Raw genomic sequence first — 24,846 nt, 5'->3', positions numbered from 1 at the left:
TCAGCTAGCACCGTACCGGCAGGACGCGCCCCGCGGGACCGGGCGCGCTACGCCCGCAGCGCCTCGGCGAGCGGGTCCGCGACGAGGCCGATCTGCCACTGGCGGGCACCGAGGTCCGTCAGCGCCGCGCGCACCGAGGCCGGGTCCACCGTGGCGGGCGGGGTCCAGGCGAGCTGGCGCTGTGCGGCCGGGGCGAGGAGGTTCTCCTGGGGGAGGGCGAGCGCTGCGGCGAGGCCCTTGACGACGCCGCGGACCGCCTCGAGGCGCGCGGCGGCCTCGGGGTCCTTGTCCGGCCAGCTGCGCGGCGGCGGCGGGGTGCCCGGCACCGCGGCCAGGCGCCGCGGGGGCAGCTCGCGCTCCGGCAGCGCGAGGGCGCGGGCGACGGCCCCCCACCAGTACGCCGAGCTGCGCCGGGTGTTCTTCCCCGCGAACGCGGGGAGGGCGACGAGCTCCGCCTCGCTGCGGGGCAGGGCGTGCGCGGCCGCGACGATGGCGGCGTCGGGGAGGATGCGTCCGGGCGAGCGGTCCCGCCGGCGGGCGAGGTCCTCGCGGGCGAGCCACAGCTCGCGCACGACGGCGACACCCCGGGCGGTCCGCACCGTGTGCATCGCCGACGTGCGCCGCCACGGGTCGACCCGCGGGGTGGCGGGCGGCGCGGTGCGGATGGCCTCGAACTCCTCGAGGGCCCACTCGAGCTTGCCCTGCGCCTCGAGCTCGGAGGCGAGGCGGTCGCGGAGCTCGACGAGGAGCTCGACGTCGAGCGCGGCGTAGCGCAGCCAGTCCTGGGGCAGGGGGCGCGTCGACCAGTCCGCGGCCGAGTGCTCCTTGGCGAGGGCGAAGCCGAGCTCCTCGGCGACGATGTGGCCGAGGCCGACGCGCGCCCGCCCGAGGAGCCGGGCCGCGAGCTCGGTGTCGAACAGGGAGGCGGGGGCGAGGCCGACCTCCGCCAGGCACGGCAGGTCCTGGTTGGCGGCGTGGAGCACCCACTCGGTCCCGGCGAGCGCGTCGTCGAGGACGCGTAGGTCCGGCAGCGGCACCGGGTCGATGAGGGCGGTGCCCGCCCCCTCACGCCGGAGCTGGACGAGGTAGGCGCTCTGCCCGTAGCGGTAGCCCGACGCGCGCTCGGCGTCGACGGCGACCGGACCGGTCCCAGCGGCCATGGCCCGCGCGACGTCGGCGAGCCCCTCGGGCGTCGTCGTCACCTCGGGGACGCCGTCGGCGGGCTCGACGAGCGGTTGCAGCGGCTCGACCTCGGGCTCGAGGTCGGGCTCCGGCGCGGCGAGAGAAGGCATGTGCTCTACCGTATGCGCGGCCGCGCCCGGGAGCCGCCCGACGCGCTCAGCGCCGGCGCCCGAGCGCCGTGACGTTCTCGGGCAGGGGCTCGAGCCCCGCGGCGGAGCACGTGAGCGCCGCCCAGGCCACCAGGTGCGGGCCGAGGTCCGTCGTCGTCGGCGTCCACGAGGCCCGGACCTCGATCTCAACCTCGCGGTCGCGCAGCTCGAGGCCCCCGAAGCTCTCCGACAGGACCCGGGTGACGGTGCCGGAGAGGTGGTGGAACCCGGCACCGGCCTCGCGCAGCGCGTCGGTCAGCCACGTCCAGCCCACCTCGCCGAGCAGGGGGTCGGCCCCGAGCTCGTCCTCGAGCTGGGCGCGGGCGAGGACGATGACGCGGAACGTGCCGTCCCAGGCGCTCTGGCCCTCCGGGTCGTGGAGGACGACGAACCGCCCGTTGCCGAGCATCGTCTCCGGGTCCCGGCTCGCGTTCACCTCGCCGGTGAGCGCGAGCGCGTACGGAGCGATCCGCGTGGGTGCGGAGACCTCCTCCAGGTGCAGCTCTGGGCGCTGGCGGTGCCCGCGCAGACTGAGCAGCGCCTCCTCGAAGTCCGGCGGGATCGACGCGCCCTCGCTGTTCACGTCCTCAGGCTAGGTGCCGGGCGCCCGACCGCGCCGGGGGCGCGCCGGGCCGATAGACTCCCCGCGCCCTCGGCGACCGCCGCCCGCCCGCCTCTTCGGAAGGAGCCACGGTGCCGACGACGCCGTTCCGCCCGGTCATCCTCGGGACCGACCTCGGGGTGTACTCGATCGCCCGGTCCTTCCACGAGGCCTACGGCGTGCGCTCGGTCGTCGTGGCGAACTCCCCCCGGGGACCGATCAACGACTCGCGGATCATCGACACCGTCTTCACCGGCCAGGGCTCGTCCGAGGAGCAGACCGTCGCGGCGCTCCTGCGCGTGGCGGACGAGAACCCCGGTACGGCGCTCGTGCTCATGGTCAACGCCGAGCACGAGGTCGAGCTCGTCCAGCGCCACCGCGCCGCCCTGGCAGAGCGCTTCATCGTCCCCTTCGCACCCGACGACGTCCTCGCCGCCGCGGCGGACAAGGTCGAGCTCGAGCGGGTGTGCCGCCGGCTCGGGATCCCCGTGCCGGAGTCGCGCACCGTCGACCTCGCGGCCGCCGACGGGTCCGGCTGGGAGCCGCCCGCCGTCGACCTCACCTTCCCCGTCGTGCTCAAGCCGGCCGTGAGCGCCGAGCACCTGCTCATGCAGTACGCCGGGAAGAAGAAGGTGTACCCGGCGCACGACCCCGCCGAGGCGACCGCGATCCTGCGGACCCTCGCCGGCGCGGGCTTCCGGGACGTCGTCGTCGTCCAGGAGCTCGTCCCCGGGGACGACACATGGGGGCGCACGGTCACGTGCTACGTCGACCGGTCCGGTGAGGTGACGATGATGGTCTCTGGCCAGCTTGTCCTCGGGCTGCACGCGCCCACGATGGTCGGCAACTCCGCGACGATCCTCACCCGCCCCCAGCCCGAGCTGTGCGAGCAGGCGGCGGCGATCCTCGCCGAGCTCGGCTTCACCGGCTTCGCGAACTTCGACATCAAGGTCGACCCGCGCGACGGGAAGGGACGTTTCCTCGACCTCAACCCCCGCATCGGGCGCCCGAACTACTACGCGAACGTCGCCGGGTCGAACCCGGCGCGCGCTGTCGTCGAGGACTACCTCGGGGGCGGGCACGGCGCTGCGGGCTCAGCGGGGCGGGCCGGGGAGACCGGGGCGGGCCGGGGGCGGACGGGAGCGGCCGAGCAGGAGCTTGGCGTCTACTCCTACCTGCCCTGGTCCCTCGTCCGCCGGTACATCACCGACCCGGAGCTGCGGCGCACCGTCGGGCGCATCCGGCGCACGCGCGGCTTCACGCACCCGCTCGCCTACCCCCTCGACCGCAGCCCCAAGCGGTGGTTCTTCCGGCAGGCGTCGACGGTCAACCTCGTCCGCGAGTTCCGCGAGCACTACCCGCGCCCGACGGCGACCGGCTTCTGACCGCTCGTCGTGAGCGCCTTCGCAAGGTCTGCCGGAGCGGCTCGTCGGCGGCCTGCTCCCGTGCAGGTGTGACGTCGGTCGCGGACGCACGGGCGGGGAGCACGAGGGGCGCGCGCACCGCCTAGGCTCGCCCGGTGCTCATCCTCCTGCCGCCCTCGGAGGGCAAGACCGGCCGCGCCCGCGGCAAGCCGCACGACCCCGCGGCCCTCGCCTTCCCGACCCTCGCGGCTGCCCGGGCCGAGGTCGCCGCCACGCTGGCGGACGTGAGCGCCCGGCCGGACGCGGCCGCCGTCCTCGGCGTGAGCCCCGCCCTCACCGAGGACATCGCCCGGAACACCCGGCTCGCGCAGGCGCCCGGTGTGCGGGCCGGTGCCCTCTACAGCGGCGTCCTCTACGACGCGCTCGGTTACGCCACGCTCGATCCGGCCGCGCGCCGGCGGGCGAACCGGCGCCTCGTCGTCGTCTCCGCGCTCTACGGCGCGGTGCGGCCGACCGACGTGCTGGCCCCGTACCGGCTCTCCATGGGCGCCGCCCTGCCCGGGCTGGGACGCCTCGCCTCGTTCTGGCGCCCGCACCTCGACGAGGCGCTGCCCGCGGCGGTGGGGCGCGGCGTCATCGTCGACGGCCGCTCGAGCACGTACGCCGCGGCGTGGAGCCCGCGCGGCGCGCACGCCGAGCGGTGGGTCCACGTCCGCGTGCCGGGCGCCACCCACATGGCCAAGCACACCCGCGGCCTCGTCGCCCGGTACCTGTGCGGCGTCGAGGGCGACGTGGCGACGCCGTCGGCCCTGGCCGAGGTGCTCACCGGGGCGTTCGACGTCGCGCTCGAGCCCCCGGCGCGGGCGGGGACGCCCTGGGTGCTCCAGACCCGCGTCCTGCCCGCCTGACCATGACCGCCCGCCCCGGCGCGCGGCCGGGACGGGCGGTCGGACCGGAGCGCGGGATCATGGTGCGGGTCCCGTGGGTCGGCGCTCGGGGCCGGAGGAGCGACGGCGGTTCCTCGCCTCAGATGAGCCGTTCGAGCGCGACGAGAAGGAGCAGCAGGACGGCCGTGACGATGGGCAGCAGCCACGGCGTGAGCGCGAGGAGGACGCGGCCGGCGCGGCCGTCGTCGTCGTCCCGTCCCGTCACCGGGTTGACGACCGGGTCCTCGTCGGACTCGGCCGACCGCAGCTCCCACAGGGACGTCGCGAGGAGGCCCACCGCTCCGACTGCGACGACGGCGAGCGCGGGGAGGACGACGAGCGCCTGGGTGAGGAGAACCTCCGCGACGACGATGCCCGCGACGAAGGCGCCCATGACGAGGCTGGCCCGCCAGGGGTGCCGGACGATGAACTCGATCGCGCGACCGATGGCGAGGACGGCGACGACGAGGAGGACGAGGACGGCGACCCGGCCGACCGTGAGGGTGAAGCCCTCGCCGTCGAGCCACCCGGTGAAGCCCCAGAGCGTGAGGAACATGGCGACGAGGCCGGCGACGCTGCGCACGATGACCGTGCCGAGCCCGGTGACGGGCTCGCCGGGGAGGTCGAGGCTGCGCGCGTAGGCAACCGGGTCGCCGAACGCCGCGCGCACCGGCTGACCGCTCTCCGCGCAGTGGGAGCGGACCTGCTCGAGCGCGTCCCCGATCGTGCGGCCGTCGACGTCGCGCAGGCGGAGCTCGACGATGAAGTCGCTCTCCCAGGCGGTGTCGAGGACGTTGTCGTTCCTGGTCATGAGGCTGCCTTTCGCGAGGTGACGGGTGCCGGGGCGACGTCGTCGGGGTGGTCGTCGGGGATCGACGCGGCGTCGAGGGCGCCGTCGGGGGAGGGGATGAGGTGATCCGTGACGGAGCGCGTGAACTCCGCCCAGCGCACCGTCAGCTCCGCGAGCTCGGCGCGACCCCGTTCGGTGATCGCGTAGTACTTGCGTGCGGGGCCCGCGTCGCCCGTGCGCCACTCGGGTGCGACGACGCCGGCCTTCTCGAACCGGGTGAGCAGCGGGTAGAGCGTGCCGCCCTTGATGGAGCCGAGGCCGGCGGCCTCGAGGTCCGCCGCGATGGCGTACCCGTAGGTGGGGGCCTTCGCCACCGCCCGCAGGACGCACACCTCGAGCACCCCGCGCAGCCACTCGCTCGGCCATGCCTGTGTGGTCATGACTAGATCGTACGGCTATCTAGTAAGTCTGTCTACCTATGCCATCGATCTACCTAGCGGCGGGTGACCACCGACCAGCGCGCGGGTCTTGCCCTGGGCCGGCCCGGGACCAAGGGCCGTGGGTCGAAGGGCTCAGGAACAGGGCGCAGCGCCGCGGCAGCATGGAGGCACGGGAGATCCCCGCGAACGATCATCACCACGGGAGCCACCAGTGGGAATCGCCACCACCGACCTGCTCGTCGCACGCGGCCTCACCGCCCTGGACGAGTACCAGGCCCTGACGCAGGAGGACGTCGACCGGATCGTCAAGAAGGCGTCGGTCGCCGCGCTCAACGAGCACGGCAGGCTCGCGGCGGCGGCGGTGGCCGAGACCGGACGCGGTGTCTTCGAGGACAAGGCGACGAAGAACATCTTCGCCTGCGAGAACGTCACCCACTCGATGCGCGACCTGCGGACCGTCGGGGTCATCGCCGAGGACGACCTCGCGGGGATCATCGAGATCGCCGAGCCGGTCGGGGTGGTCGCTGGAATCACCCCCGTGACGAACCCGACGTCGACGGCGATCTTCAAGGCCCTCATCTGCCTCAAGACGCGCAACCCCATCATCTTCGCCTTCCACCCCGGGGCGCAGGAGTGCTCCGTGGCCGCGGCGCGCGTCATCCGCGACGCGGCCGTGGCCGCGGGAGCCCCCGAGCACTGCGTGCAGTGGGTCGAGGCCCCGAGCATGGAGGCCACCGGCACGCTCATGAACCACCCCGGCGTCGCCCTCATCCTCGCGACCGGAGGCAACGCCATGGTGCGGGCCGCCTACTCGTGCGGGAAGCCGGCCCTGGGCGTCGGTGCGGGCAACGTGCCCGCCTACGTCCACCGGAGCGCGGACATCGGCCGCACGGTCACCGACCTCGTCCTGTCGAAGTCCTTCGACAACGGCATGGTGTGCGCCTCCGAGCAGGCGGTCATCCTCGACGACGTCATCTACGACGAGGCGATCGCCGGCCTCGAGCGCCTCCACGCGCACCGGGCGACGCCGGAGGAGAAGGCGATGCTCGAGGAGCTGATCTTCGGCGCCCGCGCCGGCTCCGAGGGGTGCGCCGGGGTCCGGCTCAATGCCGCCGTCGTCGGGCGGTCCGCGCACTGGATCGCCGCGCAGGCCGGCTTCGCCGTCCCCGAGGACACGTCGATCATCCTCGCCGAGGTCGACGGCGTGGGCCCCCACGAGCCGCTCACCCGCGAGAAGCTGTGCCCCGTGCTCGCCGTCGTGCGCGTCGCGACGGAGGAGGAGGGCATCAGGCGAGCGGAGGAGATGGTCAACCTCGACGGCCTCGGGCACTCCGCCGTCATCCACGCCGCCGACACCGAGCTCATCGCGCGCTTCGGTGCCCGGGTCAAGGCGGTCCGGATCATCACCAACTCGCCGGCCTCGCTCGGTGGGATCGGCGACATCTACAACGCCCTCATCCCCTCCCTCACCCTCGGCTGCGGCTCCTACGGGCACAACTCGGTCTCGAACAACGTCTCCGCGGTCAACCTGCTCAACATCAAGCGCATCGCCCGGCGGACAAACAATCTCCAGTGGTTCAAGGTGCCGGCGAAGACGTACTTCGAGCCGCACGCGATCCGCTACCTCCGGGACATGGAGGGCCTGTCCCGGGTGACGATCGTCACCGACGCGACGATGACCCGCCTCGGCTACGTCGACAAGGTGCTCGACGTCCTCGGTCGCCGGTCCGACCGGGTGGCGCTGCAGATCATCGACGACGTCGAGCCGGAGCCCACGATCGGCGCGGTGCGGCGGGGCGCGGAGAGCATGCGGGCGTTCCACCCGGACACGATCATCGCCCTCGGCGGGGGGTCGCCCATGGACGCGGCGAAGGTCATGTGGCTGCTGTACGAGCACCCCGAGGTGCGCTTCGAGGACCTGCGCGAGAAGTACCTCGACGTGCGCAAGCGGGCGTTCCGCTTCCCGGCGCTGGGGGAGCTCGCCCGGCTCGTCTGCGTCCCGACGACGTCCGGCACGGGCGCCGAGGTCACCCCGTTCGCCGTCATCACCGACCCGGAGACCGGGTACAAGTACCCCCTGGCGGACTACGCGCTCACGCCGTCGGTCGCGATCATCGACCCGGAGCTGACGACGGACATGCCGCCCTTCCTCGCCGCGGACTCCGGCTTCGACGCCCTCACCCACGCGACCGAGGCGTACGTCTCCGTCTACGCCAACGACTTCACCGACGGCCTGGCGCTGCACGCCATCAAGCTGATCTTCGAGAACATCTCGACATCGGTCAACGGCCAGCGGGACGGCGTGGACCCCGCGCTCGTCCGCAGGGCGAGGGAGCGCATGCACAACGCGTCGACGATCGCCGGCATGGCGTTCGGCAACGCCTTCCTCGGGATCGTCCACGCGATGGCGCACACCGTGGGATCGACGTTCCACCAGGTCCACGGCCGGACCAACGCCGTGCTCCTGCCCCACGTCATCCGGTACAACGGCACGGTGCCCACGAAGCTGAGCTCGTGGCCCAAGTACGGCACCTACGTCGCCCCCGAGCGGTTCGCCGAGATCGCCACGCACCTCGGCCTCGCCCACGCCACGCCGGCTGAGGCCGTCGAGGCGTACGCGGTAGCCGTCGAGGCGCTGCGCGCCGAGCTGGGCATGCCGGCCTCCTTCGCGCAGATGGGCATCGACGAGCTCGAGCTCGTCCCGTCGCTCGACACCCTCGCGATGCGCGCGTTCGAGGACCAGTGCGCGCCGGCGAACCCCCGCCTGCCCATGCTCGAGGACATGAAGGACATGATGCAGGCCGCCTACTACGGCGTCACGGTCGCCCAGGTCCGCACCGACCGCGCCGCGGCGGCGGCCGAGTCGGGCGCGGCGGAGACCGCCGCCGCTGGCGAGAGGGCCGCCGGGCACGACCGCCGGACGAGCCGGGCCCGCCCCCCGCGCCCGGTGCGCTGAGCACCACGCCCGGCGGGGCGCCGCCGGGGACGCGCGGGTGAGGCTCTCGCCCGCGCGTCGTCGCGCCGGAGGTCGCCGACCCGGCATCCCCGGCCTCCGCATAGGGTGGTGTGCTTGGAGCGAGGAGAGGCAGGGCGCGTGAGCAGCAGGCTGGTCCCCCTGACGGACGACGAGTTCGCGGCGCTGACCGCCGACGTCGCCGTCCCCGTCGAGCAGGCCCTCGTCTGGGATGCCTACGACCGTGCGGTGCCGGGGCGGCGGCCGTGGAAGCGGTTCGCGTTCTACTGCGAGGACGAGCTCGTCGCGGTCCTCGCGCTCTCGGAGTACACCGGGCGCGGCTTCCGCTACCTCTGGGCCAAGCACGGCCCGGTCTGGCTCGTCGAGCCGACCCCCGAGCGTGAGCGTGCGCTGCGCCAGCGCCTCGTCGCCGGCGTGCGGGCCGTCGACCCGCGCCTCGTCTTCGTCCGACTCCACGCGCGCCACCCGTCCGAGGACCTCCACGAGCTGCTCCAGTCCGTCACGTACGACCGCACGGTCGTCGTCGAGCTCGCCGGGCGCAGCGACGAGGAGATCCTCGCGGGCATGAAGAAGCGGGGCCGGCGCGACCTGCGCAAGGGCATGCGCGAGCGCCCCCTCGAGGTGAGCGAGGAGACGGGGATCTCCGCCGCGGACTTCGCCGAGCTGTACGCCGTCCTGCAGGAGACCGCCGAGCGGGACGGCTTCGGCATCCACCCGCCGGGCGTCTACACGACGATGCTCGACGCCCTCGGGCCGGACGTGGCACGGCTCTTCGTCGGCCGCTACGAGGGGGTCGTCGAGGCGTGGGCCCTCATCACGGTCCACGACGGCGCGTGCACCGTCTACTACGCCGCGAGCTCTGCCGCCGGGCGGTCCTCCGACGCCGCCACGCAGCTCTACTGGGAGATCATCCGCCGCCTGCGCGACGAGGGCGTGCGCACGTGGGACCTCATGGGCGTCGGCTCCGACCGGGCCCCGTCGCTCGAGCCGCTGACGACGATGAAGACGAAGTTCAACCCGGAGATCACCGAGGTCGACGGCGCGTGGGACGTCCCCGTGCGCCCGCTCGCGTACGCCGCCCTCACCCGGGCGCTCGCTGCTAAGCGGTCGACGCTCGCCGCCGCCCGGCGGGCCGTCCCCGCCGCGCGACGGGCCGTCGCCGGCGCCCGCGCAGAGAGCGCCGCCCCGCCGGCGGCTGCCGAGCACGAGAGCACGCACGCACACCTCGACTCGCCGGAGGCGCCGCGAGCTCCCGCAGCCGCCGCCGGCGGCGGGGACGACAGCAAGGAGAACCGGTGACCACGCTCGCCCCCGTCGATGACGCCACGTACCTCGAGCGGGCGGCCGGCATGCCGCTGCCCATCGAGCAGGCGCCCGTATGGGCGGCGTTCGACGACGTCGTCGACGGGCGCCGTCACTGGGGCCGCCTCGCGTTCCTCGTCGACGGCGAGCCGGCCGCCGTCGTCTCCCTCACGGAGGTCCGGGGCCCCGGTGGTTTCCGGTACCTGTGGGCGAAGAACGGGCCCGTCTGGCGCGAGCGTCCGACGCCGGAGCTCGAGCGCGCGCTGCGCGACCGGCTCGCCGCGTCCCTGCGCACCGTCGACCCCGGCCTCGTCTTCGTCCGCCTCCACGCCTGGCACGAGGCCGCGGACCTCCGCGACGTCATGCAGGGCATCACGTACGACCGCACCGTCGTCGTCGACCTCGAGCGCAGCGAGGACGACATCTTCGCCGCCATGAAGCAGCAGGGACGCCGTGCGATCCGCAAGGCCCTCAAGGACGACTCGCTCACCGTGGCCGAGGAGACCGGTGCCGACGCCGAGGCGTTCGCCGAGCTCTACGACGTCCTCGCCGAGACCGGTGCGCGCGAGGGGTTCGGCGCCCACCCCGCGCAGCGCTACCTCGACATGCTGACGACCCTCGGCCCGGAGCACGCCCGGCTCTTCGTCACCCGGCGCGACGGTCGGGTCCTGGCCTGGGCGCTCGTCGTCGTCAACGACGCCCACGCGCTGTACTCGGTCGGCGCCTCCAACGCCGAGGCGCGGGGCGCCTACGCCGCCGACCTCCTGCACTGGGAGATCATCCGCACCCTCGCCGCTGAGGGCCTCGTCAGCTACGACCTCGCCGGCGCCGGCTCCGAGCGCTTCCCCGGGCTCAACGGGCTGACGCAGTTCAAGACGAAGTTCGAGAAGGAGATCACCGCGGTCGCCCCCGCCTGGGACTTCCCGGTGCAGCCGCTGCGCTACGCCGCGCTCGTGCGGGCCCTCGAGGCGAAGCGGCTCGCGGGCCGCGCCCGGAGCGAGCTGCCCGGCGTCGTCCGGGGCCTCGCCGGCCGCGTGCGCGCACTCGCGGCGAGCCGCGGTGCTGGGACCGACGCCGATGGTGAGCGGCCCGCCGACGACGCGGCCAACGGCGCTCCGGGCGCGGACGGCTCAGCGCCGGCGGAGCCCCCGCGCTCCTAGCCCCGGGCGCCCTCGCCGACGGGGTCTCGACGGGCCGGCCGCCGGACGGCTCACGCCAGGGGCGGAGCGGCGCCGACGCGAGGTCGACCCCGGCCGTCCGGCGGGCCGGCCGTGCCCCTCGACACGCACCGCGCCCCGGGTAGACCACGCGCACAGCGTGCGTCGAGGGGCACGGGTGCAGGAACGGCCCGGGCGCTCAGCCGATGATGCTCGAGCCCGTGTAGAGGTGCAGGACAGGGACGCCGAGCGCCTCCCGGGCGCGCGAGGCCCAGTCCCGGCGGAACGTGTCGTCGAGCGCCTTGGGCCGGGTGACGACGACGACGGCGGCCGCGCGCACGTTGCCGACCGCCTGGATGAGCGCCGGCACCGGGTCGTCCTGGACGACGGCGCCGTCCGCCTGTGCCCCGGCCTCCCGCAGGCGCTCGAGCGACCCGCTCAGCGCCGCGCTCGCCTCCATGCGGGCGGTGGCGGGGTCCGTCTCGCGCTCGGTCACCGCGTCCCATGCCTCGCGGAGCTCGAGGAGGCTGAGGTGGTTGATGACCTCGGTCAGCACGTTGTGCTCGGTGTCGGCCGGGACGAGGACCTCGAACGCCGGCCGGTCGGGGGCGTAGTGCCGGACTACCTGCTCGGCATCGCTGGGCAGGAGGGCGTCCTCGGTGAGGATGATGACGGTCTCGGGCACGGGTTCCTCCACGTCGATGAACGGCTCGCTCGAGCGTAACCGGCGGCCGCGACCGGTGCCGCACGCCCGCGTCCGCAGCCCCGGAAGCCGACACCCCAATTAGGGACTACCGACGTTGCGTATATCTCGGTTAGGCTCACCTTCGTTAGGCACCCCTTCCCTACGTCCGACTGGATCCACGTGAGCACCTCACGCACTCGTCGCCCCCTCGTGGCGCTGACCGTCACCGCCTCCGCCTCGCTCGTCCTCGCCGGTTGCGGAGGCAGCGCGAGCTCGTCCGAGACCGCGTCCGCCGGCGGGCCCACCGAGGCCTCCGAGGTCACCGTCACGCACGCGCAGGGCGAGTCCACCGTCCCGCTCGCCCCCCAGCGGGTCGTCGTCCTCGACATGGGCGCCCTCGACACGCTCGACGCGATCGGTGCCGGCGACAGCGTCGTCGGCGTCCCTAAGACGAGCGTGCCCACGTTCCTCGACCAGTACGCCGGCCCGGACGTCGCCGACGTCGGCACGCTCTTCGAGCCGGACTACGAGGCGATCAACGAGCTCGACCCGGACCTCGTCATCGTCGGGTTCCGCTCCGCGGAGGCCTACGGCGAGCTGTCCGAGCACTGGGACGTCATCGACACGTCCTTCGCCAGCACGGACTTCCTCGCCGGGCTCGCCGAGTCCGCCGGGATGCTCGGCGAGGTGTTCGACGCCTCCGAGGAGGTCGAGGCCGCCCTCGCCGAGATCGACGAGCAGACGGAGGAGATCAGCGCCCTCGCCGCCGACGCGGGCGACGCGATGGTCCTGTCCACCTCCGGGGGAGAGGTGACGTCCTACGGCGCCGACTCCCGCTTCGGGCCGATCTTCACCGAGCTCGGCATGACCGAGGCGACGACGGACGTCGAGGCCGCCCCCCACGGCGAGGCCATCTCCTTCGAGCTCATCCGTGAGATCAACCCCGACTGGATGTTCGTCAACGACCGGGACGCCGTCGTCAGCGACGGCGCCGGCGCCGCCGCGGAGCAGATCCTCGACAACGAGCTCGTCGCCTCGACGTCCGCCTGGGCGCAGGACCAGGTGGTCTACCTCGACCCGGAGCGCTGGTACATCGTCATGCACGGCCTCGACAACGTCCACGCGATGTTCGCCGAGGTCGGCGACGCCCTCGCCCGATGACCGCCCTCACCCCGTCCCGGACGCGTGGCCTGCCGACCCGGCACCATGAGGGCTGCGCGTGCCCGGACGGGGTGTGCCTCGCCCTCACCACCGCCGAGCCGCAGCACCCCGCCGCGGCTCGGCGGGGTGCGCTGCGGCGCAACCTCCCGCTCGTCGGGGCCGTCACGGGTGTCCTCCTCCTCGCCGTCGTCTCCGTCTTCATCGGCGTCAGCGAGCTGAGCCCGTGGGCGGTGCTCACCGGCCGGCTGAGCGCGTACGACGTCGAGACGCTGCTCGTCTCGCGCGTGCCCCGCACCGCGGCGATCCTGCTCGCCGGCTCAGCCATGGCCGTCGTCGGCCTCGTCATGCAGATGCTCGTGCGGAACAAGTTCGTGGAGCCGTCCACGGCCGGGACCACGGAGTCGGCCGGGCTCGGCCTGCTCCTCGTCACGATGATCGCGCCGGGCATGCCGCTCGTCGGGAAGATGGCCGTCGCCGCCGTTGCCGCGCTCCTCGGCACCATGCTCTTCCTGCGGATCCTGCGCTACGTCCCGCTGCGCTCGGTCGTCATGGTCCCGCTCATCGGCCTCATGCTCTCCGGGGTCGTCGGCGCCGTCTCCACGTTCATCGCCTACCGGGCCGACCTCCTCCACACCCTCTCGAGCTGGATGACCGGTGACTTCTCCGGTGTCATCCGCGGCCGGTACGAGATGCTGTGGATCGTCCTCGTCCTGGGCGTCATCGCCTACGTCGCCGCGGACCGCTTCACGGTCGCGGGCATGGGCGAGGAGTTCACGACGAACCTCGGGCTCAACTATCGCCGCACCGTCGCGGCCGGCCTGACGATCGTCGCGCTCGTCAGTGCCGTGGTCGTCGTCGTCGTCGGCGGGCTGCCGTTCCTCGGCCTCGTCGTGCCCAACATCGTCAGCATGGCGATGGGGGACAAGCTGCGGCGCGCCCTGCCCTGGGTCGCCGTCCTGGGCGCCGCGTTCGTCCTCGTGTGCGACATCCTCGGGCGCGTCATCCGCTTCCCGTACGAGATCCCCATCGGCGTCGTCGTCGGCGTCGTCGGGGCCGCGCTCTTCCTCTACCTCCTGCTGCGCAGGCCCGCGCGTGTCGGCTGACCGCCCCGCGGGCGGTCTCGACGTCCCCGGCGGTACCGGGCGCTCGAGCGGACGCCCGCCCGCGCTCGGGCGCCCGGCCCGGTCGCGGGAGCGCTCCGCGCGCACGGGCGCCGCAGGCCTGTCGACGAGCGCGCGCCTGGCGATCCTCCTCGGGCTCACTCTCGCCGCCGTCGTCGCGTTCTACGCCATCGGCTCGGCGGGGAACTGGGACTTCGTCATCCCGTTCCGCACCCGCCGGCTCGGGGCCCTCGTCATCGTCGGCCTCGCCATCGCCGTCTCGACGGTCCTCTTCCAGACCGTCACCGAGAACCGCATCCTCACGCCGTCGATCATGGGCTTCGACTCCATGTACGCCCTCATCCAGACGGTCCTCGTCTTCGGGCTCGGGTCGATGACGCTCAATCTCATCCCCGTGACGGCGCGGTTCGGGCTCGAGCTCGCCCTCATGCTCGGCTTCTCGTTCCTCCTCTTCCGGTGGCTGTTCGGCGGGGCGCGGCGCAGCCTCTACCTCCTCGTCCTCGTCGGCATCGTCTTCGGCGTGCTCTTCCGCTCCCTCGCGACGTTCATGCAGCGGATCATCGACCCCAACGAGTACCTCGTCCTCCAGGACCGGCTCTTCGCGAGCTTCAACGCCGTCGACCCGACCCTCCTGGGCGTGTGCGCCGTCATCGTCGTCGTCGTGAGCGTCCCCGTGTGGCGCCGGCGCCAGGTGCTCGACGTCCTCACCCTCGGGCGCGACAACGCGACCGCGCTCGGCGTGGAGTACCGCCGCGAGGTGCTCGGCGTGCTCGCGATCGTCTCCGTGCTCGTCTCCGTCTCGACGGCGCTCGTCGGCCCCATCACGTTCTTCGGGCTGCTCGTGGCCAACCTCGCCTACCAGCTCATGGGCACCCACCGGCACGCGGTCATCCTGCCCGCGGCGGCACTCCTCGGGGTCCTCACCCTCGTCGGCGGGCAGGTGCTCCTCGAGCACGCGTTCGGTCTCGACACCGTCCTGTCCGTCGTCATCGAGTTCGTCGGCGGCATCGTCTTCATCCTGCTCCTGGTCCGAGGAGGCCGCCGTTGATCGAGGTCATGGACGTCACCAAGCGCTACGGCGAGACCGCGGTCGTCGACGGCGTCAGCCTGCGCATCCCCGCCGGCGGCGTCACGTCGATCATCGGGGCCAACGGCGCCGGGAAGTCGACGCTGCTCGGGATGGTCTCCCGGCTGCTGCCCATGAGCGAGGGCCGCATCCGCGTCGAGGACCTCGACGTGGCGACGACGCCGAGCAACGAGCTCGCGCGCACGCTGTCCATCCTGCGCCAGGACAACCACCTGGCCGTGCGGCTCACGGTGGCCGACCTCGTCGCGTTCGGGCGCTACCCGTACTCCCGGGGGCGGCTGACCGCCGAGGACGAGGTGGTTATCCGACGAGCGATGGACTACCTCGAGCTGGCCGACCTGCGGGAGAGGTTCCTCGACGAGCTCTCCGGGGGACAGCGGCAGCGCGCGTTCGTCGCGATGGTGCTCGCGCAGGACACCGACTACATCCTGCTCGACGAGCCGCTCAACAACCTCGACATGAAGCACTCCGTGGCGATGATGCGGCTCATGCGCCGCACGGCCGACGAGCTCGGCAAGACGGTCGTCCTCGTCATCCACGACATCAACTTCGCCTCGGTCTACTCCGACCGCATCATCGCGATGAAGGACGGGCGAGTCGTCCACGAGGGAACGCCCGAGGACATCATCACCCCGGCGGTTATGCGCGAGGTCTACGACATGGACATCGCCGTGGAGGTCATCAACGGGCACCGGATCGGGCTCTACTTCGTCTGAGCCTCGCGCGCACGTCCGAGCGCGCCCGACCGTCGGGCCTGCGAAGCGCGCGGCCGTCACCGACCGTCGCGCCCCGCGGGTGCAGCGTCAGGCCAGGCGGACCACCGCGACCGAGTGGCCCGGGAGCGACACCGAGACGGCGCCGTCGGTCTCGGTGAGGACCGCCGGCTCCCACGCGAGCAGGACGTCCCCGCCGGCGCTCGGCGCGCTGTGGGCACCGCTACCGGCAGGCGCCGCACCGAGCGGCACCTCCTGGGCCTCCTCCGTCAGCGTGCACACGACGGCGACCGAGCCGCGCCGCACGACCACCCGGCTCCCGTCGTCCGCGACGTCCACCTCGGTCGAGGCGCGCTCCCCGGAGGCCACGTCGGCGTCCGTGCGGCGCAGGGCGATGAGGTCGCGGTACCAGGCGAGCAGCCGCGCGTGCTCGGGCCGCTCGGGCTCTGACCAGTCGAGCCTGCTCTCGGCGACGGTGCTCGGCGCCTGGGGGTCCGGCACCTCGACCTCGCCGCCGTAGAGCTCGGCCCACCCGTGGGAGCCGAACTCGCGCGTGCGGCCCTCGCGGATGGCCTCCGCGAGCTCGGGCTCGGCGTGGTCGGTGAAGTACTGGAACGGCGTGCGCGCGCCCCACTCTTCACCCATGAACAGCATGGGCGTGTACGGACCCAGGACGACGAGCGCGGCGGAGACCGCGAGCTGGCCGGGGCTGAGCACCCGGGTGGGCCGGTCGCCCAGCGCACGGTTGCCCACCTGGTCGTGGTTCGAGGCGAAGACGACGAACCGTCGGGTGTCGACGTCCTCGGGGACGGGCGCGCCCCACTCCTGGCCGCGGAACTCCGAGTACTCGCCGTTGTGGACGAACGTCTCGGTGAGCGCCTTGCGCAGCGTCTGCGGCGAGCCGAAGCTGACGTAGTAGCCGTGCCGCTCGCCCGTGAGCGTGGCGTGGAGCGCGTGGTGCACGTCGTCGTCCCACTGCGCCGTCATGCCGCGCCCGCCCTCGGCGGTCGGGGTGACCATGACGGCGTCGTTGAGGTCGGACTCCGCGATGAGGGACAGCGGCCTGCCGGCCTGCGCCTCGAGCTCGGCGACGGCGTCGGCGAGCTCGGCGAGGACGTGGCGCTCGGAGTCGTCGATGAGCGCGTGCACGGCGTCGAGCCGCAGGGCGTCGAGGTGGAAGTCCCGCAGCCAGCGCAGCGCGTTGTCGACGATGAACGCCCGCACCGGGCCGGCGTCCGCGCCGTCGAGGTTGACCGCGGCGCCCCACGGCGTCTCGTGCCGGTCCGTGAAGTACGGGCCGAACTCCCCGAGGTAGTTGCCGGAGGGACCGAGGTGGTTGTAGACGACGTCGAGGCACACCGCGAGGCCACGCCCGTGCGCGGCGTCGACGAAGCGCTGGAGGGCGCCCGGCCCGCCGTACGCCTCGTGGACCGCGTAGAGCGCGACGCCGTCGTAGCCCCAGCCGTGCGCACCGGGGAAGGCGGCGACCGGCATGAGCTCGACCATCTCGACCCCGAGGTCGACGAGATGGTCGAGGCGCTCGATGGCGGCGTCGAGGGTGCCCTCGGGCGTGAACGTCCCGATGTGCAGCTCGTACATGACGGCGCCGAGGCTCGACCGCCCGCCCCAGTCGGCGTCCGACCAGGAGTACTCGTGGGCGTCGAAGGCGCGTGACGGGCCGTGGACGCCCGCGGGCTGCCACGGGCTGCGGGGATCCGGCAGGGCCGGTCCGCCGTCGAGCCGGAAGGCGTAGTCGGTGCCGCCGCCGACGGAGCGCGGCGCGGTCCACCAACCCCCCTCCTCGGCGGTCATGGGCAGGCGGACGCCGTCGGTCGTCAGGTCGAGCTCGACCGCGCCCGCCGACGGTGCCCACACGCGCAACGGCTCGCTGGGTCGGTGCGCGGGGACGGTGTCGGGGTTGTTCACTCTGCCTCCAGGAGGGCGACCGGGTAGCGGGAGAGGAGGTCGCCGAGGTGCTGGGTGCCTCCCGCGAGCACCGTGCCCGTGAGGGTGTCGCGCCACGTCCCCTCGGGCAGGACGACGGTGTGCTCGCCGAACCCGCCGAGCGCGTCGAGACCCGCCCCGAGCCGCGTGAGGACGACGACGGCGCGGGGGCCGCCGGCGTCCGCGCGGGCGAACGCCAGCGCGTGGCCCGTCGACGTCGGGAGCGGGGAGTAGCGTGCCTCGGCACCGACGAACGCCTCGGGGTGCCGGCGGCGCAGGCGCAGCGCGGCCGCGGTCAGGGCCAGCTTGGCCTCGTCGAGGTCGCTCGGGCCGGCGCCCGCGTCGAGCCGGGCGAGGCGGGTGTGGAGCTCGGCGAAGTCGACGGGGCGGCGGTTGTCCGGGTCGACGAGCGAGGTCTGCGTGATCTCGCTGCCCTGGTAGACGTCCGCCACGCCGATGAGCGTGAGCTGGGCGAGCTTGGAGCCGAGGACGGCGGCCCGAACCGCGCGCTCGGTGCGCGCCATCCACTCGGTGAAGGCCGTGACGACGTCGGCGTGGGTGAGCAGTGCCGTCGCGTAGGCCATGAGCGCCTCCTCACGGGCGGTGTCCGGGTCCGTCCACGTCGTCCAGGACTTCTGCTCCCGGACCGCCTTGGTGAGGTACTCGGTGAGCCGGTCGGCGCTGATGGGACCGGCGGGGGTCCACGTCCCGGCGAGGATCTGCCACAGGAGGTTCTCCGTGCGGCCGTCGAGGTCCGCGGGCCGCAGGGCCTCGGTCGCCTCGCGCAGGTGGCCGACGAGCGCCGTCCACTCGGCGGGCAGCTCGGACAGGACGCCGATGCGGGAGCGGACGTCCTCGCCCCGCTTCGTGTCGTGGGTCGAGCCGGCGCTCATCGTGGCGGGGTGCGTCGCGAGCGTCCCGGCGACCCACGCGTGGAGCTCGTCCGGGCTCATCCCGAAGTGGTCGGGGGCGGAGCCCACCTCGCTCAAGCTGACGAGGTGCGTCCAGCGGTAGTACGCCGTGTCCTCCACGCCCTTTGCCATGACCGCTCCGCAGACCTGCTGGAACCGGACGACGAGCTCGTCGCGCCGCTGCTCGCGGGTACGGCCGGCGCTGCCGACCTCCCGGCCGAGGACGAGGTCGACGACGAGGTCGAGGGTCTCGTGGCGGTCCGGGTCGAGGCGCGCCCGGGCGGTCTCGGCCGCCTCGTTGACGGCGCGCTCGCTCGCGACGGGCGGGTGCTCGCCGGGGACGACGTACGCGCGGTACCGGTCGAAGGCGACGACGAGCTCGACGACGCAGTCCTGCAGCGAACGGAACGTGTGGTCGCGCAGGCGCACGTCCCCCTCGCACAGCTCGGACAGGATGGTCGTGAGGCGGTGCACCTCCGCGTAGAGGGACGTCGAGACGATCTGGCGCTTGGACTCCTCGACGAGCGCCGGGAGGTCCCCGGGCGCGTCGCCGGTCAGCTGCTGCATGAGCGAGCCGAGGCCGACGGCGCCGGCCGGGTCGGTGAGGAGGGCCTGGATGCGCCAGGCGGCGTCGTAGCCGGTGGTGCCGGCGACGGGCCAGTCCGCGGGCAGCTCCTCGTGGCCCTCGAGGATCTTCTCCGCGACGATCCACGCCCCGCCGGTCGCCTCGGCCAGGCGCTGGAAGTACCCGCGCGGGTCAGCCAGGCCGTCCGGGTGGTCGATGCGCAGGCCGTCGATGTGCCCCGAGCGCATGAGCTCGAGCAGGAGGGCGTGCGAGGCGTCGAACACGTCGGGGTCCTCGATGCGCAGGCCGGCGAGGGTCCCGACGTCGAAGAACCGGCGGTAGTTGAGCTCCTCGTCCGCGACCCGCCAGTAGGACAGCCGGTAGAACTGCCGCTCGACGAGCTCGGCGAGCGGCAGGTGCTCGGTCTCGGGACGCACGGGGAAGACGTGCTCGTAGTAGCGCAGGACCGGCTGCTCGCCCGCCTCCGGCTCCGAGGGCACGACGGCACGGTCGAGCACGAGCTCCTCGGCCGCGAGCACCGCGCCGATGCGCTTGCCGAGGACGGGCATGAGGAGCGACCCCTGCTCGGACTCGAGCTCGACGTCGAACCACTGCGCGTACGGCGAGGCGGGTCCGTGCTTGAGGACCGACCAGAGGGCGCGGTTGTGCCACGCGGGGGTCGGCACGGCCATGTGGTTGGGGACGACGTCGACGACGACGCCCAGCCCGGCCGCGTGCGCGGCCTCGCTCAGGCGCTCGAATCCGTCGCGGCCCCCCATGACGTCGGAGATCCGGTCGTGGTCGACGACGTCGTAACCGTGGGTGGAGCCCGGCGCGGCCTGGAGGATGGGGGAGAGGTAGAGGTCGGTGACCCCGAGGTCGACGAGGTAGGGGACGGCGGCCTCGGCCTGGGCGAACGTCAGGTCCGGGCCCAGCTGGAGGCGGTACGTCGTCACGGGCAGCCGACGTCCGGGCGCGGGCAGGTGCGCTCCGGCCGCGGATCCGTGGTCGGGGCGGGGGCTGCTCACTGATCGTCCTCCAGGGGGGAGAGGAGGAAGACGACGCTGCGGCCCGTCACCGTCACGGTGGCACCGGGGGCGTACTCGTCGCCGGGGGCGGTCGTGTGGTCCGTGTCGAGGACCGCGCGCCAGCTCGGCGCGTAGTGCTCGCCCGGGAGGGTGAACTCGATCGGTTCCTTGTCGGCGTTGAGGAGCACGAGGAAGGAGTCGTCGAGGATGGAGTTGCCGCGCACGTCGGGCTCGGGGATGGCCTTGCCGTTGAGGAAGACCATGACCGAGCGGGCGAAGGAGCTGTTCCACTCCTCGTCGCGCATGTGCTCCCCGCCCGGGGCGAACCAGGCGATCTCGCCGACCTCGGACTCCCCGCCGTGGTGCGAGGTGCCCGCGAAGAAACGGCGTCGGCGGAACACGGGGTGCTCGGCGCGCAGGCGCACCATCGTCCGCGTGAACTCGAGCAGCTCGGCGCGCTCGTCGTCGAGGTCCCAGTCCACCCACGCGAGCTCGTCGTCCTGGCAGTAGACGTTGTTGTTGCCCTGCTGGGTGCGGCCGAGCTCGTCACCGTGGGCGATCATCGGCACGCCCTGGGAGAAGAGCAGCGTGGCGAGGAAGTTGCGCTGCTGACGGGTGCGCAGGGCGCGGATCTCCGGGTCGTCCGTCGGTCCCTCGACGCCGCAGTTCCACGAACGGTTGTGGGACTCCCCGTCGTTGTTGTTCTCCCCGTTGGCCTCGTTGTGCTTCTCGTTGTACGAGACGAGATCACGCAGGGTGAAGCCGTCATGGGCGGTGACGAAGTTGATCGAGGCGACCGGGCGGCGGCCGGAGTGCTCGTACAGGTCCGAGGAGCCGGTGATGCGGCTCGCGAACTCGGCGAGCGTCGAGGGCTCGCCGCGCCAGTAGTCACGGACCGTGTCGCGGTAGTTGCCGTTCCACTCGGTCCACAGGGGCGGGAACCCGCCCACCTGGTAGCCGCCCTCGCCGAGGTCCCACGGCTCGGCGATGAGCTTGACCTGGGAGATGACCGGGTCCTGCTGGATGATGTCGAAGAACGCCGAGAGGCGGTCCACCTCGTGGAGCTCACGCGCGAGCGTGGAGGCGAGGTCGAACCGGAAACCGTCGACGTGCATCTCCTCCACCCAGTACCGCAGCGAGTCCATGATCATCTGCAGCGTGTGCGGGGAGCGCATGAGCAGCGAGTTGCCCGTGCCGGTCGTGTCGAAGTAGTGGGCCTGGTCGTCCTCGACGAGACGGTAGTACGAGGCGTTGTCGATGCCGCGGAAGGACAGCGTCGGGCCCATGTGGTTGCCCTCGGCGGTGTGGTTGTAGACGACGTCGAGGATGACCTCGATGTTGGCCTCGTGCAGCGCCTTGACCATCTGCTTGAACTCCTGCACCTGCTGACCGCGCGTGCCGTACGCGGTGTAGCCGTTGTGCGGGGCGAAGAAGCCGATCGTGTTGTAGCCCCAGTAGTTGCTCAGACCCTTCTCCTGCAGGTGGGGGTCGTTGACGAACTGGTGCACGGGCATGAGCTCGATGGCGGTCACGCCGAGCTGCGTGAGGTGCTCGATGATCGCCGGGTCGGCGATGCCCGCGTACGTGCCGCGGAACTCGTCCGGGACGTCGGGGTGGAGCTGGGTCAGGCCCTTGACGTGTGCCTCGTAGATCACGCTGTCGTGGTACTCGCGGTCCGGCGGACGGTCGTGGCCCCAGTCGAAGAAGGGGTTGATGACGACGGACGTCATCGTGTGCGGCGCCGAGTCCTCCTCGTTGCGCTGCGAGGGGTCCTCGAACTGGTACGAGTACAGGGAGGGGTGCCCGTCGATCTGCCCGTCGATCGCCTTGGCGTACGGGTCGAGGAGCAGCTTGCTCGGGTCGCACCGCAGGCCCTGCGCCGGGTCGAAGGGCCCGTGCACGCGGTAGCCGTAGCGCAGGCCCGGCTGGACCCCGGGGATGAACGCGTGCCACACGTGACCGTCCACCTCGGTGAGGTTGACGCGCGTCTCGGTGCCGTCGTCGTCGAGCAGGCACAGCTCTACCTTCTCGGCCACGCTCGAGAAGAGGGCGAAGTTGGTGCCGGTGCCGTCGAAGGTGGCACCCAGCGGGTAGGGACGTCCAGGCCATTTCTGCATGAGCCATAGGTTCTCATTGGTTCGTCAACTTCGCGCTGCATGCAGACCCGGCCCGGACGGGACTGGGTTTGCCTAGGATCGCGGGGATCCGGTGGTGTGCGGGCGGTGACGAGGCGGAGGCGACGATGCTGGACCTGAGCCCAGGGATGCAGGTAGCGCTCGAGGCGGTCGGCTGGATCGGCTCGGCCGTTGTGGTCTGGTCGATGATGCAGCAGCGGATCCTGCGGCTGAGGGTGTACAACCTCATCGGCTGCGTCATCCAGATCGCCTACAACGGGGTGCTCGGGGTGTGGCCCGTCGTCGCCCTCAACGTCGTCCTCGCCGTCGTCCAGGTGACGAACCTCTCCCGTCTGCTGCGCGGGCGGCACTCCGACGCGGCGTACGACGTCATCGAGATCTCGCCCGACAGCGCGTACCTGCGGCACATGCTCGAGGTGCACCGCACCGACATCGCCCGCTTCCACCCGGACTTCCACGGGGTGCCGGACGGGGCGGAGGCCTACCTCGTGGTCGCGGGCGACGAGACGGTGGGGTACGTCCTCCTGCGGGACGCCGGGGAGGGGGTCGCCCAGATCGAGCTCGACTACGTCACCGAGCGGCACCGGGACTTCACCCCGGGGGAGTTCGTCTTCCGCCGGAGCGGGATCCTGCGGCGCAAGGGCTACCGGCGGGTCGTGACGGCACCGGGAACGGTCGAGCCGTACTACCCGAAGATCGGGTTCGAGCGGGTGGGGGAGGCGTACGAGCTCAGCCTCGAGGCAGGGACCTGAGACCGTGGCGTCCGGCGCCGGCCGCTGGCTGGGTGGGGGCGAGGTGGCACGGTGCCGTGACCGGTGGGACGCGGCTGAGCCGGTCGGAGCGAGGTGCCTGCCACGGCGAGGCCCGTCCGGCATGCCTCCGGGCGCGTGTGGTGGTGTCATGGCCCTGAAGGCAGGGGCGCCGCCGGGACGAGCCCGGCGGTCGTGCCGGGCCGCGAGCCAGGGAGTGGCGATGAGCGTCGAGGCTGGATCAGGCGGCGGGGTGGACCTCGGCGAGATCCGCGTGGGGATGACGGTCGTCGACCGGGACGGTGAGCCGCTCGGAGAGGTCGTGCGCGTCCACTCGGCCGAGCCCGACGCGCCGCCGCCCGGACCCGTCGAGGACGCCGTCCCGGCGCCGCCGCCCGGACCCGTCGGGCCGGGTCAGACGCCTGCCGGGGAGCCGGTCCCCGCCCAGCCCGGCGCGGGACAGCCGGGTCCCGTCCAGCCGCAGCGCGCCGGCGACGCGCCGTCCGGCGCGGGGTTCGTCCAGATCGACGGTCCCGTCGGTGCGGTGTACGCGGCCGCCGGCCAGGTGGAGAGCGTCACCGACGACGTCGTCCGCCTCGGCGTCTCCCGTGGGGAGCTGCGGGACTACCTGTTCCCGCCGGCTGACTGAGCCCGTCGCCCCTGCCGTCGAGCCGGCCGACGGCGCTCGCCCCTGCCGCCTCTACCGCCGGCGCCGGGAGGCCCGGACCTGCGCGACGAGGTCCACGGCCGCTCCCTCCCACGTCGGGTGCGCGAACGTGAGTCCGGCGTCGAGCAGCCGGCCGGGCACGACCCGGCGGCTCTTGAGGAGGAGCTCGGTGTCGGTGCGCAGGGCGAGCGCACCGACCTCGGCCATGGGCCGGGTCGCGGGCAGGCCGAGCGGCTGACCCCACGCGCGCCGGAGCGAGCGCATGTGGTCGCGTTGCTGGACCGGCTCGGGGGCGGCGAGGATGAACGGTCCGTCGAGGTCGTCCCGGTCGAGGAGCAGCTCGACGGCGCGGACGAAGTCCTCGCCGTGGATCCACGAGACGTACTGCGTCCCGCCGGCGACGGGCCCGCCCAGCCCGAGGCGGGCCATCCACGAGAGGTAGTCGAAGACCCCACCACGGTCGGGCGTCATGACCATCGCCGTGCGCAGGGCGACGCGGCGGGTGCTCGGGACGTCCGCGTCCGCCTGCGCCTGCTCCCACCGGCGTGCGATACGGACGCTGTACTCCCAGTAGAGCGGGACGTCCGGCTCCTCGCCGCCGATGGTCCCGGACCACTCGTCGTGCGGCTGGCCGTCGTCCCGGCTGCGCGCGTCGGCGTAGATCGTCGCCGTGCTCATCTGGAGCCACGCCCGCGGTGGGCGAGCCGCGTGGGCGATGGCATCGCCCACGGCACGGGTGGAGTCGACGCGGGAGGCCATCATCTGGCGCAGGTTGGCGTCGGTGTAGCGGCAGCTGACGGACTTGCCGGCGAGGTTGACGACGGCATCCGCGCCGTCGACCTCGCTGGCCCAGGCGCCCAGCGTCCGCCCGTCCCAGCGCACGTGCCGGACGCCCGGCTCGAGCCGCTCCGGGCGCCGGCTGAGGACGGTGACCTCGTCCCCGCGCGCCACGAGCGCCCGTCGCAGGATTCCGCCGACCTGACCCGTGCCGCCCGGGATGACGATCTTCATCCCGTGAGCCTAGGGGCTCCCCGACGCCGGTCGATCGCGTGCCGACCGGTACGCGTCCGGCCGCCGATGCCCCGTGCCGACGCTCCGTGCCGACGCTCCCTCCGGGGCCGGCTGAGGTCTACTGTGAGCCACATCACGCACAGCTCACTCCCCGAGAGGGCCACATGACCCCCGGCTCGCGACT

Annotated in this window: 20 protein-coding genes; 11 read left to right on the top strand and 9 right to left on the bottom strand. The window is 73.1% G+C overall.

Translation table 11 applies throughout. The features are described 5' to 3' along the window. Positions 1-47: 47 nt before the first annotated feature. Both V2J63_RS14700 and V2J63_RS14695 read right to left on the bottom strand, forming a co-directional pair. A complete protein-coding gene (locus V2J63_RS14700; protein ID WP_331231737.1) occupies positions 48-1,292 on the bottom strand; it encodes an HRDC domain-containing protein in 1,245 nt (414 codons plus the stop codon). A gap of 46 nt (positions 1,293-1,338) precedes the next feature. Next, positions 1,339-1,914 carry a DUF3000 domain-containing protein gene (locus V2J63_RS14695; protein ID WP_331231736.1) on the bottom strand — a complete coding sequence of 192 codons (576 nt, stop codon included), beginning with the start codon at positions 1,912-1,914 and terminating at the stop codon, positions 1,339-1,341. 110 nt (positions 1,915-2,024) lie between these two features. On the opposite strand from V2J63_RS14695, the gene V2J63_RS14690 reads away from it, so the two are divergent. Together V2J63_RS14690 and V2J63_RS14685 are read left to right on the top strand one after the other, a co-directional pair. Further along, entirely contained in the window at positions 2,025-3,317 is a 1,293-nt protein-coding gene (locus V2J63_RS14690; protein ID WP_331231735.1) for a carboxylate--amine ligase, read from the top strand. A gap of 134 nt (positions 3,318-3,451) precedes the next feature. Further along, positions 3,452-4,204, top strand: a complete 753-nt coding sequence (locus tag V2J63_RS14685) for a YaaA family protein (RefSeq protein WP_331231734.1) — start codon at positions 3,452-3,454, stop codon at positions 4,202-4,204. Positions 4,205-4,322: 118 nt separating this feature from the next. Here V2J63_RS14685 and V2J63_RS14680 read toward each other — a convergent pair whose 3' ends face one another. Together V2J63_RS14680 and V2J63_RS14675 are read right to left on the bottom strand one after the other, a co-directional pair. After that, entirely contained in the window at positions 4,323-5,033 is a 711-nt protein-coding gene (locus tag V2J63_RS14680; protein ID WP_331231733.1) for a hypothetical protein, read from the bottom strand. Then, complete coding sequence (locus V2J63_RS14675; protein WP_331231732.1) at positions 5,030-5,452, bottom strand: PadR family transcriptional regulator; 423 nt, start codon at positions 5,450-5,452, stop codon at positions 5,030-5,032. Before V2J63_RS14675 ends, V2J63_RS14680 begins: the two co-directional genes overlap by 4 nt. Positions 5,453-5,663: 211 nt before the next feature. On the opposite strand from V2J63_RS14675, the gene adhE reads away from it, so the two are divergent. From adhE to V2J63_RS14660, 3 genes are all read left to right on the top strand, one after another. Then, the gene (adhE, locus tag V2J63_RS14670; RefSeq protein WP_434056343.1) at positions 5,664-8,408 is read left to right on the top strand and encodes a bifunctional acetaldehyde-CoA/alcohol dehydrogenase; all 2,745 of its coding nucleotides are present in this window, start codon (positions 5,664-5,666) and stop codon (positions 8,406-8,408) included. A gap of 138 nt (positions 8,409-8,546) precedes the next feature. Continuing rightward, the gene (locus V2J63_RS14665) at positions 8,547-9,725 is read left to right on the top strand and encodes a lipid II:glycine glycyltransferase FemX (RefSeq protein WP_331231731.1); all 1,179 of its coding nucleotides are present in this window, start codon (positions 8,547-8,549) and stop codon (positions 9,723-9,725) included. Next, positions 9,722-10,888, top strand: coding sequence for a lipid II:glycine glycyltransferase FemX (locus V2J63_RS14660; protein ID WP_331231730.1), 1,167 nt, complete (start codon positions 9,722-9,724; stop codon positions 10,886-10,888). Before V2J63_RS14665 ends, V2J63_RS14660 begins: the two co-directional genes overlap by 4 nt. A 196-nt stretch (positions 10,889-11,084) precedes the next feature. On the opposite strand, the gene V2J63_RS14655 is transcribed toward V2J63_RS14660, so the two are convergent. Beyond that, on the bottom strand, positions 11,085-11,570 hold the full coding sequence (locus V2J63_RS14655) for a hypothetical protein (RefSeq protein WP_331231729.1): 486 nt from the start codon (positions 11,568-11,570) through the stop codon (positions 11,085-11,087). 180 nt (positions 11,571-11,750) lie between these two features. On the opposite strand from V2J63_RS14655, the gene V2J63_RS14650 reads away from it, so the two are divergent. The 4 genes from V2J63_RS14650 to V2J63_RS14635 all read left to right on the top strand — a co-directional run bounded on the left by V2J63_RS14650 (position 11,751) and on the right by V2J63_RS14635 (position 15,655). Then, on the top strand, positions 11,751-12,731 hold the full coding sequence (locus V2J63_RS14650) for a siderophore ABC transporter substrate-binding protein (RefSeq protein WP_331231728.1): 981 nt from the start codon (positions 11,751-11,753) through the stop codon (positions 12,729-12,731). Continuing rightward, positions 12,728-13,834, top strand: coding sequence for an ABC transporter permease (locus tag V2J63_RS14645; RefSeq protein WP_331231727.1), 1,107 nt, complete (start codon positions 12,728-12,730; stop codon positions 13,832-13,834). The genes V2J63_RS14650 and V2J63_RS14645 overlap by 4 nt, the downstream gene beginning before the upstream one ends. Before the next feature lie 118 nt (positions 13,835-13,952). Beyond that, positions 13,953-14,900: an iron chelate uptake ABC transporter family permease subunit gene (locus tag V2J63_RS14640; protein ID WP_491062016.1), complete on the top strand. Its 948-nt coding sequence runs from the start codon at positions 13,953-13,955 to the stop codon at positions 14,898-14,900. Then, positions 14,897-15,655, top strand: a complete 759-nt coding sequence (locus tag V2J63_RS14635) for an iron ABC transporter ATP-binding protein (protein ID WP_331231725.1) — start codon at positions 14,897-14,899, stop codon at positions 15,653-15,655. Before V2J63_RS14640 ends, V2J63_RS14635 begins: the two co-directional genes overlap by 4 nt. Positions 15,656-15,742: 87 nt before the next feature. Here V2J63_RS14635 and treZ read toward each other — a convergent pair whose 3' ends face one another. Genes treZ through glgX form a run of 3 tightly spaced genes read right to left on the bottom strand, consistent with a single transcriptional unit; the run spans position 15,743 to position 22,217 of the window. After that, positions 15,743-17,578, bottom strand: coding sequence for a malto-oligosyltrehalose trehalohydrolase (gene treZ, locus V2J63_RS14630; protein ID WP_331231724.1), 1,836 nt, complete (start codon positions 17,576-17,578; stop codon positions 15,743-15,745). Beyond that, the gene (gene treY, locus V2J63_RS14625; RefSeq protein ID WP_331231723.1) at positions 17,575-20,100 is read right to left on the bottom strand and encodes a malto-oligosyltrehalose synthase; all 2,526 of its coding nucleotides are present in this window, start codon (positions 20,098-20,100) and stop codon (positions 17,575-17,577) included. The genes treZ and treY overlap by 4 nt, the downstream gene beginning before the upstream one ends. Continuing rightward, positions 20,097-22,217 carry a glycogen debranching protein GlgX gene (glgX, locus tag V2J63_RS14620; protein ID WP_331231722.1) on the bottom strand — a complete coding sequence of 707 codons (2,121 nt, stop codon included), beginning with the start codon at positions 22,215-22,217 and terminating at the stop codon, positions 20,097-20,099. Before glgX ends, treY begins: the two co-directional genes overlap by 4 nt. Before the next feature lie 125 nt (positions 22,218-22,342). Between glgX and V2J63_RS14615 the strand changes: the two genes are divergently transcribed. Together V2J63_RS14615 and V2J63_RS14610 are read left to right on the top strand one after the other, a co-directional pair. Then, entirely contained in the window at positions 22,343-22,987 is a 645-nt protein-coding gene (locus tag V2J63_RS14615) for a GNAT family N-acetyltransferase (protein ID WP_331231721.1), read from the top strand. A gap of 220 nt (positions 22,988-23,207) precedes the next feature. Continuing rightward, positions 23,208-23,633 (top strand): hypothetical protein, encoded by a 426-nt coding sequence (locus tag V2J63_RS14610; RefSeq protein ID WP_331231720.1) that lies wholly within the window; start codon positions 23,208-23,210, stop codon positions 23,631-23,633. 51 nt (positions 23,634-23,684) lie between these two features. On the opposite strand, the gene V2J63_RS14605 is transcribed toward V2J63_RS14610, so the two are convergent. Further along, entirely contained in the window at positions 23,685-24,662 is a 978-nt protein-coding gene (locus V2J63_RS14605) for an epimerase (RefSeq protein WP_331231719.1), read from the bottom strand. Positions 24,663-24,846 lie beyond the last annotated feature (184 nt).

It is taken from the genome of Georgenia wangjunii, assembly GCF_036421975.1.
Classification (GTDB): Bacteria; Actinomycetota; Actinomycetes; order Actinomycetales; family Actinomycetaceae; genus Georgenia_A; species Georgenia_A wangjunii.
The sequence above is the reverse complement of the archived record's forward strand: the minus strand, read 5'-3'. Positions and strand labels throughout refer to the sequence as shown.